The 12,441-nt window shown below is 63.1% G+C and carries 12 protein-coding genes and 1 tRNA gene; 6 read left to right on the forward strand and 7 right to left on the reverse strand.

All coding sequences use genetic code 11. From position 1 onward, the window contains the following. Positions 1-36 precede the first annotated feature (36 nt). From Q0887_RS01045 to Q0887_RS01060, 4 genes are all read left to right on the forward strand, one after another. Complete coding sequence (locus Q0887_RS01045) at positions 37-1,143, forward strand: ATP phosphoribosyltransferase regulatory subunit (RefSeq protein ID WP_299191595.1); 1,107 nt, start codon at positions 37-39, stop codon at positions 1,141-1,143. 123 nt (positions 1,144-1,266) lie between these two features. After that, positions 1,267-3,345 (forward strand): hypothetical protein, encoded by a 2,079-nt coding sequence (locus Q0887_RS01050; protein WP_299191597.1) that lies wholly within the window; start codon positions 1,267-1,269, stop codon positions 3,343-3,345. 296 nt (positions 3,346-3,641) lie between these two features. Further along, entirely contained in the window at positions 3,642-4,931 is a 1,290-nt protein-coding gene (locus Q0887_RS01055) for an adenylosuccinate synthase (protein WP_299191599.1), read from the forward strand. Between the two features lie 86 nt (positions 4,932-5,017). Next, positions 5,018-5,611, forward strand: a complete 594-nt coding sequence (locus tag Q0887_RS01060) for a L,D-transpeptidase family protein (protein ID WP_299191601.1) — start codon at positions 5,018-5,020, stop codon at positions 5,609-5,611. Here the strand turns inward: Q0887_RS01060 and Q0887_RS01065 are convergent. Together Q0887_RS01065 and Q0887_RS01070 are read right to left on the reverse strand one after the other, a co-directional pair. Beyond that, positions 5,608-5,982, reverse strand: a complete 375-nt coding sequence (locus tag Q0887_RS01065; protein WP_299191603.1) for a DUF6768 family protein — start codon at positions 5,980-5,982, stop codon at positions 5,608-5,610. The two genes, Q0887_RS01060 and Q0887_RS01065, sit on opposite strands and share 4 nt — an antisense overlap. Then, the gene (locus Q0887_RS01070) at positions 5,979-6,554 is read right to left on the reverse strand and encodes an RNA polymerase sigma factor (RefSeq protein ID WP_299191605.1); all 576 of its coding nucleotides are present in this window, start codon (positions 6,552-6,554) and stop codon (positions 5,979-5,981) included. Before Q0887_RS01070 ends, Q0887_RS01065 begins: the two co-directional genes overlap by 4 nt. 130 nt (positions 6,555-6,684) lie before the next feature. Here Q0887_RS01070 and Q0887_RS01075 point away from each other — a divergent pair, with 130 nt between their 5' ends. After that, positions 6,685-7,701 (forward strand): MarR family transcriptional regulator, encoded by a 1,017-nt coding sequence (locus Q0887_RS01075; RefSeq protein WP_299191607.1) that lies wholly within the window; start codon positions 6,685-6,687, stop codon positions 7,699-7,701. Between the two features lie 14 nt (positions 7,702-7,715). Here the strand turns inward: Q0887_RS01075 and Q0887_RS01080 are convergent, their stop codons facing one another. From Q0887_RS01080 to argH, 4 genes are read right to left on the reverse strand one after another with little or no spacing between them, the layout of a single operon-like run. Continuing rightward, positions 7,716-8,591: an NAD(P)-dependent oxidoreductase gene (locus Q0887_RS01080; protein ID WP_299191609.1), complete on the reverse strand. Its 876-nt coding sequence runs from the start codon at positions 8,589-8,591 to the stop codon at positions 7,716-7,718. Positions 8,592-8,598: 7 nt separating this feature from the next. Continuing rightward, entirely contained in the window at positions 8,599-9,858 is a 1,260-nt protein-coding gene (lysA, locus tag Q0887_RS01085; RefSeq protein ID WP_299191611.1) for a diaminopimelate decarboxylase, read from the reverse strand. Between the two features lie 10 nt (positions 9,859-9,868). Beyond that, positions 9,869-10,108, reverse strand: a complete 240-nt coding sequence (locus Q0887_RS01090; RefSeq protein ID WP_299191613.1) for a hypothetical protein — start codon at positions 10,106-10,108, stop codon at positions 9,869-9,871. Next, a complete protein-coding gene (gene argH / locus Q0887_RS01095; protein ID WP_299195158.1) occupies positions 10,105-11,493 on the reverse strand; it encodes an argininosuccinate lyase in 1,389 nt (462 codons plus the stop codon). Before argH ends, Q0887_RS01090 begins: the two co-directional genes overlap by 4 nt. A 19-nt stretch (positions 11,494-11,512) precedes the next feature. Between argH and Q0887_RS01100 the strand changes: the two genes are divergently transcribed. Beyond that, entirely contained in the window at positions 11,513-12,103 is a 591-nt protein-coding gene (locus tag Q0887_RS01100; protein ID WP_299191615.1) for a TlpA disulfide reductase family protein, read from the forward strand. 162 nt (positions 12,104-12,265) lie between these two features. Here Q0887_RS01100 and Q0887_RS01105 read toward each other — a convergent pair. Further along, positions 12,266-12,341: transfer RNA gene (locus tag Q0887_RS01105), tRNA-Val, on the reverse strand. Between the last annotated feature and the right edge of the window lie 100 nt (positions 12,342-12,441).

Consider the following 12,441-nt stretch of genomic DNA (forward strand, 5'->3'; position numbering starts at 1 on the left):
TTCCGCTTGCATGACGAATTGGGTAGGGGCGTGCCGATGAGCAAATCCAGCGATCTTCTCCCCGTCGGTCTTGAGGACCGCCTGCCGCAATCCGCCGCGCGGATTACCGGCGCCATGCGCGCGTGCCTCGATGTGCTGGCCTCGCATGGCTATGAGAGGGTGCGCCCGCCGCTGCTCGAATTTGAAAGTTCGCTGGCGAGCCGCATGAAGGGCGTTGCGACCGAGCGCTGTTTCCGCATGACCGATCCGGCGAGCCTGCGCACGCTGGCTTTGCGTTCAGACATCACCCCGCAGATAAGCCGGATTGCAGCCACCAGCATGAAGGACGCCCCACGCCCCTTGCGGCTCGCCTATTCCGGCGACACCGCTTTGATCGAGGCAAGCCAGCTCGACCCGGCGCGCGAGCGGCTACAGCTGGGCGGTGAGCTGATCGGAGCGGACACGGTTGCGGCGGCAAGCGAGATTGTCAGCACTGCGCTCGAAGCGCTGGCGGCGGCGGGCCTTACCGGATTGTCAGTCGATTTCACCATGCCTGATCTGGTTGATACGCTCGCGGCGCAGGACGGGTCACTTGATGCAGGCACGGTGGAAGCGATCCGCGCTGAACTCGACACCAAGGATGCTGGCGGGCTGAAAGCGGCGGGCGGGGCGGCCTATCTGCCGCTGCTCTACGCCGCAGGGCCGATCGCCGACGCCCTGCCGCAATTGCGCGAGCTGGATGCCAGCGGTGTGCTGGCAACGCGGCTCGACGGGCTGGAGGCGATTGCAGCGCGGGTGGGCAGCCTTGCGCGCGTCACCCTCGACCCGACCGAACGGCACGGGTTCGAATATCAAAGCTGGTTCGGCTTCACCCTCTATGCCGAGGGCGTGCGCGGAGCCGCCGGGCGCGGGGGCACCTACCGGATTAGCGGCAGCGAGGAAGCCGCCACCGGCTTCACCCTCTATCTCGACCGGCTGGCCGAGGCAGTGCCGCAGCCGGAAGCGGCCACCACAATCTACCTGCCCGACGGGCACGACGCGGCCATCGCGGGAGCCTTTCGCGCACAGGGCGCGCGCACCATTTCGCAGCTATCCGCTGACGAAGACCCCGCACGGCTGGGCTGCACCCATATCCTGACGGGCAGCGACCTCAGCGAGATCTGATACGTCTCGCGGGGCCCCCGCATGATTGTATCCCAGCGACAATCGCAACAAATCACCTGTTATTCAGGATCAAACCTCTATAGCTTTTGCCTGAAATCAAAGGGCACGATCACAGGGGCGCAGATGACACGCACACGGACTTCACTTCTCGCATGCACGGCACTGGCCGCTTTTGTCGCGGCTCCTGCTCAGGCGAGTATCGATGAATACACTGTCGCGGGCGAAGACCTTGTGCGGATCAACCTCGAAATCTGCTCGGCCGAGAGCCAGCTGGCGGTGCGCGGCGATACCGGCACCGACCTCGATTTCGTGGTCAGCAATTCGCGCGGTGGACAGGTCCATTCCGATCAGGGGATCGATGATTATCTCTCCGTCGTGATCGAGAAAGAGGGCGAGGGGTGCGAAACCTTCGGTCTTGCGGTCTCCAATCTGGGTGAAGAGGAAAACACCTTCACCGTGGTGCTGGAGCCGGTCACCGAAAGCTCGCCGCGCATCGAGAAATACATCATTCAGCCCAGCGCCACTCAAACTGTCGATTTCAAGGCCTGCGGGACTTCGGCGCAATTGCTCGCGCGCGGCGACGGCGACACCGATCTCGATTTTATCGTGCGCAATTCCGATGGCGCGGTGGTGCATGAGAATGACGACCTGTCCGATGAGACAACCGCGACGCTCGCCGGATTGCTGTCGGATTGCGAGAAGTTCGAGATGGAAGTCGCTAATCTGGGCGAGGTCTATAACGCGCTGATGGTGATGGTCTCGCCCGAAGGGGTGAGCGAGGAGCCGTTCAGCGGCACCGCGCCGAGCACCAGCCTTGCTTCGAATTCGACTTCCGCGGTGTCGCGGGTGAGCACGGTTGCCGAGGAAAGCGGGCCGGGCAGCTACAACGCTGCGGCCAATTCCTCCATCCGCGTCGATCTGCCAGTGTGCAGCACCAGCCTGCTCGAAGTGCGCGGCGATGGTGACACCGATCTCGACTTCACCATCACCGATGAGGGTGGCGATACCATCCATTCCGACTTCGACCTGTCCGATGTGACCTATGCGACGCTATCGCCCTCTGACGGCTGCGAGACGTTTGCGATGGCGGTCGACAATCTGGGCGATGTTTACAACGTCTTCTCGGTCACGCTGACCGATGTGAACGAGCAGGGCGGCGTCTCGGGTTCAGGGCAGTACCGGATCAACGCGACGTCGGAGACCAAGATGTTGCTGCGCGTTTGCGAAACGACGCGGGTTGCTGCGCGCGGGGACGGGGACACCGATCTCGATTTCGATATCAACGATTCAAGCGGCGCGTCGGTTCATACCGATTACGACATGACCGACCAGACCGATTTCACCCTCGATCCTGGATCAGGCTGCGAGAATTTCCAGATGTCGGTGAGCAATTTGGGCGATGTCTACAACATCCTCACGGTGACCTATAATGGCGAGGAATTGGGGCCGGATGCGGCCGTGGCGAGGCCGCCTTCGCCGATTGCAATCGCTCCGGCTCCGCCTCCGGTGATCCCCAGCTTGCCAAGCAGCGGTAACGAAGTGGTGGGCAGCGGTCCGGGCGAATATCGCGCCGATGCCAACAGCAAAGTGACGGTCAATCTGCGGCTTTGCGACGTGACTTGGGTCACTGTCGCAGGTAACGGCGATACCGATCTTGATTTCGTCGTCCGCGCCGAAAATGGCGACGTGATCCATTCCAACTACGACATGACCGACGTGACCGCGTTTTCCGCTGATCCGGGGCGCAAATGCTCTACCTTCCAGCTTGAAGTCAGCAATCTTGGTCAGGTCTATAATGTGTTCTTCGTCAGCACAGCGAACGGGTGGGAAGACGCACACGCTGCTGCGGAAGCCGTCGCTGATGCCGTAGCAGCCGCCGCAGAAGCTGCCGCAACTGAAACCATCGTCGATGTGCCGGAAGACACGATCAGCCCGGATGGTGCCAACCGCAATATCGCGCTGCTCAACCGTTCGGGCGAAGCGCTCACTTCGATCCAGTGGTCAAACTCGGCCGTGGTCGATTGGGGTGAGAACAAGCTGGGCGATAGCGGGATGCTCGCCAGCGGACAGCAATGGAACATCAATGTCTATGACGGTTCGGCGGCGTGTATCTTTGACTTCAAAGGCGTGACCGCTGGTGGGCGCGAGATTGCTGTCACGCAGATCAACGCCTGCGAAGTGACCAGCGTGACCTTCGAGTAAGCGCTCGCGCATTTTCCTACTTGCGTGGGGTGTGGCAGATGGGGCGGATGTCGCCGCATCGCCCCCCTTTCACCTCGTCTTCCACAGGCGGGCCAATGGACCGAAAGCCTAAGGTTACACCCATTCGCGCGAATTTTGCGAATTCCCGCGTGAAATCATGCGTTTGTGAAGTCAGGAAGTTTTTCAAAAACCCCACTTGCGCGGTCCAACTCTCGCTTGCCGCAGACGGCCTCTTGCTCTTGTCCGATGGAGCGCCTAGGCCCCGCGCGGTTTGCTCAGAGCGAGGAACGAATTGAATGGCTAACGTCACCGTAATCGGCGCCCAGTGGGGCGATGAAGGCAAAGGCAAGATCGTCGACTGGCTTGCGAGCCGCGCGGATGCCGTTGTGCGCTTTCAGGGCGGCCACAATGCCGGTCACACGCTGGTGATCGACGGCAAGGTGTTCAAGCTGTCGCTGCTGCCATCGGGCATCGTCTCGGGCACGATGAGCATGATCGGCAATGGCGTGGTTCTGGACCCGTGGGCCTTGCGCGATGAGGTCGCCAAGCTGGAAGGCCAGGGCGTTGAGATCAGCGCGGACAACCTCGCTGTTGCTGACAATTGCCCGCTGATCCTGCCGCTCCACCGCGACCTTGATGGATTGCGCGAAACCGCTGCGGGCAAGGGCAAGATCGGCACTACGGGGCGCGGAATTGGCCCGGCTTACGAAGACAAGGTTGGCCGCCGTGCGATCCGCGTGTGCGACCTTGCGCATCTCGACGATCTGGAGCCGCAGCTCGATCGCCTCTGCGCACACCACGACGCTTTGCGCGCTGGCTTTGACCAGCCGCCAGTGGACCGCGAAGCCTTGCTTGCCGAACTGCGCGATGTTGCTCCCTTCGTGCTGCGGTTCGCGCAGCCTGTGTGGAAGCGATTGAAGAAGGTCCGCAAGGCGGGCGCCAAGATCCTGTTCGAAGGCGCGCAGGGCGTGCTGCTTGATGTCGATCACGGCACCTATCCCTTCGTCACCAGCTCGAACACGGTGAGCGGCACTGCGGCGAGCGGCAGCGGGCTTGGCCCCAATGCAACCGGCTTCGTGCTGGGCATAGTCAAGGCTTACACCACCCGCGTCGGCTCCGGCCCGTTCCCGACCGAGCTTGACGACGATGTCGGGCAGCGTCTGGGCGAGCGCGGGCACGAGTTTGGCACTGTCACCGGCCGTCAGCGCCGCGTCGGCTGGTTCGACGCCGTGCTGGTGCGTCAGACCTGCGCGGTCTCGGGCGTGACCGGCATTGCGCTGACCAAGATTGACGTGCTGGACGGGCTGGAGACGGTCAAGATCTGCACCGGCTACCGGCTGCGCGGGAACGTCTATGACTACCTGCCGACCCACTCCGCCGATCAGGCTGCAGTTGAACCGATCTACGAAGAGATGGAAGGCTGGAGCGAAAGCACAGCCGGTGCGCGCAGCTATGCTGATCTGCCTGCCAATGCGATCAAGTATATCCAGCGCATTCAGGAACTGATCGAGTGCCCGGTCTCGCTGGTCTCGACCAGTCCGGAGCGCGACGACACGATCCTGATGCGCGATCCGTTCGAGGACTAAGCACCGCCTAAACGAGTCCTCACTTGGGACATCGGGTATCAGGCGGAATTGCCGAGGCGCTTTGAGAAGCCTATTCTGGCGAAGCTATGACACGGATAGCCGCCTTGCTGATGTTCCTCCTGCTCGCCTCCTGCGCGGGCTCGCAGGGTGCGCGGGTTGGTGATAGCGGCGCGTCAAACAGCTTTCCTACAGCGCTGCCGCCCGGTTATGGCCCCCGCTACGCCTCGCGCTCGATCCCGCGTGATTCCTTGTCAGGCCGTCCGCTGGTTGTTGATTATCTCGTGATCGACAAATCGGAGCGGCTCCTGATCGCATACAGCCAGGGCCGCCCCGTGCGCGCCTATCGCGGGCTTCAGTTCGGCGATGCGCCGTCGGGGCACAAACGCTTTCAGGGAGACGAACGCACGCCGGAGGGTATCTACACGATCAATCGTCGCAATCCGCAGAGCCGCTTTCACCTCTCGCTCGGCATATCCTATCCCAACCGTGCCGACCGTGAATTCGCCGCGCAATATGGGCGCTCGCCGGGCGGTGACATCTTCATCCATGGTCAGCCGACGGGGCGGGCAGGGCGGATGCGCGGAGACTGGACCGATGGCTGCATCGCGCTCACCAATGAAGAGATCGAAGAGCTGTGGCGACTCGTTCCCGACGGGACACGGATCGAAATCCGGCCCTAATTCCGGTCTTCGGAGAGCAGCGCCACCTGCACCTGCAGGCGCTTCACTTCGCGCAGGACGTTGAGCATGTTCATGCGGCTGAAGAACCAGTCCTTGGTGAAACCGGTGCCGACAAAACCAACTACCGCACCCGCACTCCACAGGACCAGCTCGCGGGTGCCTTCGACGGTGAAGGCCATCCAGACCGCGTAGATGGTCGCCATGCTCATGAAGAAGGTGACGACGAAGATGAGCCGGGTCCAGCCGCTCAGCGGGCCGGTCAGCACGTCGCCGACCTGGGTGAACAGCCCGCGCTCGTCATCAAGGCGGGAGAGGAAGGCGCGGTCGTCTTCGGTGAGAGCATCGGTGATGCGGTTGTCAGGGGTGGTCATTGCAATTCTCCTTGGGATTGGGGGGAGGGATCAAGCGCGGCTTTGAGCTTGCGGCGCGCGTGGAAGAGGCGGCTCTTGGCGGTGCCTTCGGCGATGGACTGAACCTCGGCGATCTCGCGCAGGGTTAGGCCTTCGACGAAGTGCAGATGCGCGGCGAGTCGCTGGTCTGGCGGGAGCGCGGTGAAGGCCTGAGTGATCGCGGCGCTTTCCGATTGCGATGCGGGGAGCGCGGTTTCGAGCGGGTCGGGGGCAGCTTCGCGTTCGCGGATCACATCGCGCAAACGGCTCGCGCCCCGGCGGTGCAGAACGGCAAAGGCATAGGAGCGGAACCGCGCCGGATCGCGCAGAGTGCCCAGCCCTTTCCAGATCGCGACCCAGCAATCCTGCGCCAGATCATGCGCGCCATCCTCGCTGCCGCAATAACGCCGCGCGGCGCGGATCAGCCGCCGGTTCCAGCGCTGGAAAAGCCGTTCACCCGCATGGCTGTCGCCCTTTTGGACAAGCACAACAAGCATCTCGTCAAACAGCGCAGCGGCGTTGTTGACGCTTGGGGGGTGAGCTTTGTCGGTCATCACAAGTGTAGTCGCGCAAAAGGTGCGAAAAGTTCAATTGTGCGCGTGGAAAATCAGCGGATTAGGTAATAATCTTGACTTGACCCTGTTTTGTTCTACTCTCGTTCTCATCAAACAGGGAGATGATTCGATGGCGCAGCTCGAATATCAGACGCAGGATTTTGCCTATAGTGGCGGTGAGGTTGCCGTGACCGACGGTGCCGGACTGCCTGCAAGGGTCGCGATCTTCGCTGACCGGGGCAGCACGCGTGACCAGATTGAAGAGGATCTCGCAGGCGCGGGTTTCCGCACTGTCGATGGCGGGGCGGTGGCCAATCTGCTCGACGGACCGATCACGTTGCTCGGCGATGTGGTGATGGTCGATTGTCCGGTGCTGGATGCCAGGACTTCGGCGGCCTTGTCGCGGCTCGACATGCGTGTGTCGCAAGCAGGCGCGCATCTGATCGTCTCGACTTCGATTGACGCGCTGGACGATGTGTTCGCCGCGCTGGATCAATGCGATCCGCAAATCCTGGTCCAGCCCAGCCGTGCAGAACGGGTGATCGCGGTGGGCCGCGTGCTGGCCGACCTAAGTAGCTCGCGTGTGCGCGAAATGACCGAGGAGGACCGGCTGGGCCTGCTGCATCTTTCGCGTCAGGTTGAGGCGATTGCGCACAAGCTGGACAGCCTTTCTCATCACCGGGAATTCTCGCAAGAGAAGGGCGACAATCAGGTTAGCGACTTTGCGCAGGAATTCCGCGGTGCCGAGGTCAATCCGCTATTGAACTTTAAAGCTCCTAAATCCGACGCACGACCTCCGCTGCCCGATCCGCGTCATGTGCGCCAGATCATTTCCGGCCGTCAGGCGCGCGCGAAGTTCTTTGACGAAGAGCTGTTCGCCGACCCCGCATGGGACATGCTGCTCGACCTCACTGCCGCGCATGCAGAGCATCAGCGCGTTTCGGTGACCTCGCTGTGCATCGCTGCAGCGGTGCCTGCGACCACGGCGCTTCGCTGGATCAAGCAGCTGGTTGATAGCGGCGTGTTTGTCCGCGTGGCCGATTCCACTGACCGCAGACGGGCCTTTATCGGTTTGAGCGAGCAATCAACCGAAGCGATGGCGCGCTACTTCCACGAGGTCGAAGTGCCATTGGCGAAAGCGGCCTGATCTGACGGCATTAGTTAGAGCTCTTCTGCGTTCCCCCGGCGCAGAATGACAGTCAGGCCTCCCTTCCCCGACCGGGCCTGACTTTTGGGGCATTGCGGCGGCTGCGCACACCCTCTCGCAGCCCCGCATGCTCCATCGGGATTGGAAGCCCGATCGCAAGTGAGGCGCACCGCGTCGGCGCGCGCTCTTGCAAGGATTGCAGGCGGCACTTGTGGATCGGCGCAGACGGTATCAGCCTGACCGAGCAGCCGCGCTTGTTTCAGGGTCAGGTCTTCAGGATCGCCGCTCGCCAAGGTGAATTCGTAGGTCGCAGGCGCCCCAATTTCGGCAGCGCCACTCGCCCAATCCTCCACCCGCTCATGCGAAGCGGGATCAAGCGGATCAAGCGCGCCGCCTTCAGCAAGCGCCTCGTCCAAGGCCTGACGCCTGTCTGAAGGGTCGGGGAAGGCCGCTCGCAGCTTCTCGCGCGCGCCAAACAGCGCCTTGGCCAATGCGCCCAAGGATTGCGGCAAGGACCTCTCCAACCGCAGCCGCACATGCTTCGCCAACCCGGCAGACGCTCCGCCGGTCCCGACCGCAATCAGGACAGGGTTGCGGTCCAGAATGCTGGGGGTGGTGAAATCGCAAAGGTCGGGCCGGTCGACGACGTTGACGAGCATCCCCGCACTGCGAAGGTTGATCGCCGCCGCTTCGCAGGCCCGTTCGTCCTCGAAAGCGACAAATGCCAACCGCACGCATTCGTCAATCGCGCGCTGCTGGTCGTCCACCACGATCCCGCCCGCGCGCTCGACCAAGCGCCGCTTGGGCTCTGCCGCAGCCCCTTCGCCAAGGACCAAGACCTGCTGTCCTTCGATCCGGTGAAACAAAGGGAGGCTGGACAGTTCGCTCATTCGGAACCTAGGCCAACCATTCCGGCACCCGCTCGGCGTCCATGATCTCGCCAGCGTCGATCCGGTCGGCGACGACAGCGAACTTGTCCCCGTCGACCAGCACTTCGGCGACAAAGCCGCGCGAGTTGTAGGACGAAGCCATGGTTGCGCCGTAAGCTCCAGCGGTGCGGAACACGGCCAGATCGCCTGCGCGCAGCCGGTCGCACTCGCGCCCCATCGCAAAGGTGTCGCCGGTCTCGCAGATTGGTCCGACGATATTGGCGGTCATGTCCGTGCCGTCGGGTTCGACCGCAGAGAAGTCGTGATAGGCACCGTAAAGCGCTGGCCGCGCAAGGTCGTTCATCGCCGCATCGACGATCACGAAAGGATCGTTGATCCCGCGCTTCACCCGCACCACGCGGGTCAGCAAAACGCCCGCATTCCCCGCAATCACGCGGCCGGGTTCGAAAATCAGGCTCACGCCCCAGTCGGCTGTCACCCGCGCAACCATCGCGCCATATTCCGCCGGAGAGGGTAGCTCCTCACCCTTGCGATAAGGCACACCAAGCCCGCCGCCCAGATCGACATGAGTGATCGTGTGCCCAGCTCCGCGCAGGCTCTTGACCAGCTCGCCCAGCTTCTCGAACGCTCGTTCCAGCGGGGCGAGATCAGCAAGCTGGCTACCAATATGCACCGCCACGCCGCGCAGATTGACGCCGGGCTGTCCAGCAAGCTTGCCGAATATCTGCCCAGCCTCGCTGATCGGAACGCCGAATTTGTTGTCCGCCTTGCCGGTCGAAATCTTGTCATGTGTGCCCGCATCGACATCGGGGTTGATCCGCAGCGCGCAGGCCGCTTCCATTCCCTTAGCGGCGGCCAGTTCGGCAAGTTCGAGGCCTTCTTCCTCGCTCTCGATATTAAACTGGCCGATCCCTGCATCGAGCGCGGCGTCAAGCTCAGCGCGCGTCTTGCCCACGCCGGAGAAGACGATCTTTGCAGGCGCAATCCCGGCTGCCAGCGCGCGACGCATCTCGCCCACCGAAACGACATCCGCGCCGTAACCCTGCTGCTGCAAGGTCCGCAACACGGCGAGGTTCGGATTGGCCTTGACCGCAAAGGCGATCAGCTTGTCGGGAACGCCGTCGAGCGCTGCGCGAAACACCCGTGCATGCCGCTCCAGCGTAGCGCGCGAATAGACATAGACCGGCGTGCCCACCTCATCCGCGATCAGCGGCAGCGGCACGTCCTCGGCGTGCATCACGCCGTCTTTCAAAGCAAAATGGTCCATGAAACTCGGTCTATTCGGGGGGGAGGTCGAAAGGGTCGTCTTCGCGCTCTTCGGAGCGTCGGCGCAGTTCCACGCTGCGTTCGGGCGCGGCGAGGGCGGGGAGTTCGAGCAACTGCTCGACATCGGCGCTTTCCTGCGTGCCGTGTGCGGCGGGAGGCAGGCTGCTGCCTGCTGCCGGTTCGAGCGGCGCGCGCGCACCGCAGGCGGTCAGCGCCAGCATTGCGGCAAGGGTAAGGGCGATGCGCATCATAGCTCCGTGTTCGTTTCCTGTCCGAGCGCTCTACGCGCTTCGGCAACGCGCAGCTTTACCTGATCGGGCGCGGTCCCGCCATAGGAGGCTCGGCTTGCGACCGAGGCGTCGATCGAAAGCGCCTTGAACACCTGATCATCAATCCGCGCGTCGATCGCCTGTAGGTCGGCGAGCGCGAGTTCCTCCAGCGAGCACGCCTTGCTGTCGGCCAGTTTCACCGCTTCGCCGGTAATGTGGTGCGCCTCGCGGAAGGGAATGTCGGCCTCGCGCACCAGCCAGTCGGCGAGATCGGTGGCGGTGGCGTGGCCCGCCTGCGCGGCTGCGCGCATCCGCTCGGGCTTGAAGGTCGTTTCGGCGATCATGCCGGTCATCGCGGCAAGGCACAGGTCGAACAGGCCCGCGGCCTCGAAGAGCGGCGGCTTGTCGTCCTGCATGTCCTTCGAATAGGCGAGGGGCAGACCTTTCATTGTGATCATCAGCGAAGTGCACGCGCCGATTATCCGCCCCGAATGGCCGCGCACCAGTTCGGCGGCGTCGGGATTGCGCTTTTGCGGCATGATCGAGGAGCCGGTTGAAAGGCTATCGGGCAGCGAAGCGAAACCGAAAGGCTGGCTCGCCCACAGGATCAGCTCCTCGGCGAGGCGCGAGAGGTGGATCGCGCATTGGCTCGCCGCCATCAGGTAATCGAGCGCGAAGTCGCGGTCGGACACGGCGTCGAGCGAATTGCGGGTCGGGGCAGCGAAGTCGAGAGCCTGAGCGGTCGCCTCGCGGTCAATCGGAAAGCCTGTGCCTGCCAAAGCGGCGGAACCGAGCGGGCACTCATCGAGCCGCTCCTGCGCCGCTGCAAACCGCGCGGCATCGCGGGTGAGCATCTCGTAATAGGCCATCAAATGGTGGCCCAAAGTCACCGGCTGAGCGGTCTGGAGATGGGTGAAGCCGGGCATGATCGTCTCGGCATGCTCGCCCGCCCGCTCGACCAGAGCGTTGCGCAATGCACCTAGCCCTACAAGCGCACGAGCATTGGCGGCGCGCACCCACAGACGGAAATCGGTCGCGACCTGATCGTTGCGGCTGCGTGCGGTGTGCAGGCGCCCTGCAACCGGTCCGACCAGCTCAGTCAGCCGCGCCTCGACCGTCATGTGGATGTCTTCCAGATCCCAGTCGACCGGCACGCCGTCGCGCTCATATTCGGCGGCAATCTGGTCGAGCCCGCCGCTGATCGTCGCTGCGTCGTCTGCCGTTACGATTCCCTGCGCGCCCAGCATCGCCACATGCGCCTTGGACGCGCGGATATCTTCGCGCCACAGCGCCTTGTCGAATGGGATCGAGGCATTGATTTCGCGCATGATCGCGCTAGGCCCTTCGGCGAAACGCCCGCCCCACATCGTGTTTTTGGAGTCGCTCATGCTTCGTGTCTGTGCTTTCGTCAGCCTTGCGGCGCTTACATTGGCGGCTTGCGATAGTGGGCAGGGGAGCGGCGCGCAAGAAACCACTGCTAGGGACGGGGCAAGCGAGGCTCCTCAACCGCCGCAGCTGCCCGGCCAAATCGTGCGCGCCTTTGCGGGGACCGAGCTGCCTGCGCTGACATTCGAAGACCCTGAGGGCAATGTGCTCGACTTGGCCGCGCTCGATCAGCCGGTGCTGGTCAATCTGTGGGCGACATGGTGCGTGCCGTGCCGCGTGGAGATGCCCGCGCTGGAAACATTGGCGGGCGAGATGGAGGGCGATCTGCGCGTGCTGACCGTCAGTCAGGACATTCGCGGGGCTGAAGTGGTGATTCCCTTCTTCGAACGCGAGGGGTTCGAGCGGCTCGAGATGTGGCTCGATCCCACCAATGCGCTGGGACAGGAGTTATCGGAAGGCGGTCTGCTGCCCATGACGATCCTGTTCGATGCCGAGGGCCGCGAGATTTTCCGCGTGGCGGGCGAATATGCCTGGGACAGCGAGGACGCGATTGCGCAAGTGCGCGAGGCGATTGCGGCGGACGCTCAATGAAGCATTTTCGGATGGGTAGGTTGGGGACCGTCTGAGGATCACCTCGAACTCGCAGAGTTCGCAAGCGCGCCAAAGAATCGGGCGCGCGCCGGCCGGTCAGGCCGCCCCCTCGGCAGGCATTCGACCAAACTGTGTTTGGGCCAATTGCCGCGAGAGAAAACGTGGTGGGCGATGACAGGCTCGAACTGCCGACCCTCTCGGTGTAAACGAGATGCTCTACCAACTGAGCTAATCGCCCCACGGCCTTGCGCGCCTCATTTGGCGCGATGGGTGAGCGCTATCTAGCGCCAAAAGGTTCAAAATCAATTGCGATCTTCACTTCAGGCAAAAAAGTAGAG

Origin of the sequence: uncultured Erythrobacter sp. (genome assembly GCF_947492365.1) — a bacterium.
Lineage (GTDB): Bacteria > Pseudomonadota > Alphaproteobacteria > Sphingomonadales > Sphingomonadaceae > Erythrobacter.

Excerpts from the sequence above, each read along its gene's own strand:
- Q0887_RS01090 (WP_299191613.1), bottom strand. The coding sequence starts at position 10,108 with ATGATGCGCATCGCCCTTACCCTTGCCGCAATGCTGGCGCTGACCGCC.
- Q0887_RS01075 (WP_299191607.1), top strand. The coding sequence starts at position 6,685 with ATGGCGCAGCTCGAATATCAGACGCAGGATTTTGCCTATAGTGGCGGT.
- argH (WP_299195158.1), bottom strand. The coding sequence starts at position 11,493 with ATGTGGGGCGGGCGTTTCGCCGAAGGGCCTAGCGCGATCATGCGCGAA.
- Q0887_RS01070 (WP_299191605.1), bottom strand. The coding sequence starts at position 6,554 with ATGACCGACAAAGCTCACCCCCCAAGCGTCAACAACGCCGCTGCGCTG.
- Q0887_RS01045 (WP_299191595.1), top strand. The coding sequence starts at position 37 with ATGAGCAAATCCAGCGATCTTCTCCCCGTCGGTCTTGAGGACCGCCTG.
- Q0887_RS01100 (WP_299191615.1), top strand. The coding sequence starts at position 11,513 with ATGCTTCGTGTCTGTGCTTTCGTCAGCCTTGCGGCGCTTACATTGGCG.
- lysA (WP_299191611.1), bottom strand. The coding sequence starts at position 9,858 with ATGGACCATTTTGCTTTGAAAGACGGCGTGATGCACGCCGAGGACGTG.
- Q0887_RS01050 (WP_299191597.1), top strand. The coding sequence starts at position 1,267 with ATGACACGCACACGGACTTCACTTCTCGCATGCACGGCACTGGCCGCT.
- Q0887_RS01065 (WP_299191603.1), bottom strand. The coding sequence starts at position 5,982 with ATGACCACCCCTGACAACCGCATCACCGATGCTCTCACCGAAGACGAC.
- Q0887_RS01060 (WP_299191601.1), top strand. The coding sequence starts at position 5,018 with ATGACACGGATAGCCGCCTTGCTGATGTTCCTCCTGCTCGCCTCCTGC.
- Q0887_RS01080 (WP_299191609.1), bottom strand. The coding sequence starts at position 8,591 with ATGAGCGAACTGTCCAGCCTCCCTTTGTTTCACCGGATCGAAGGACAG.
- Q0887_RS01055 (WP_299191599.1), top strand. The coding sequence starts at position 3,642 with ATGGCTAACGTCACCGTAATCGGCGCCCAGTGGGGCGATGAAGGCAAA.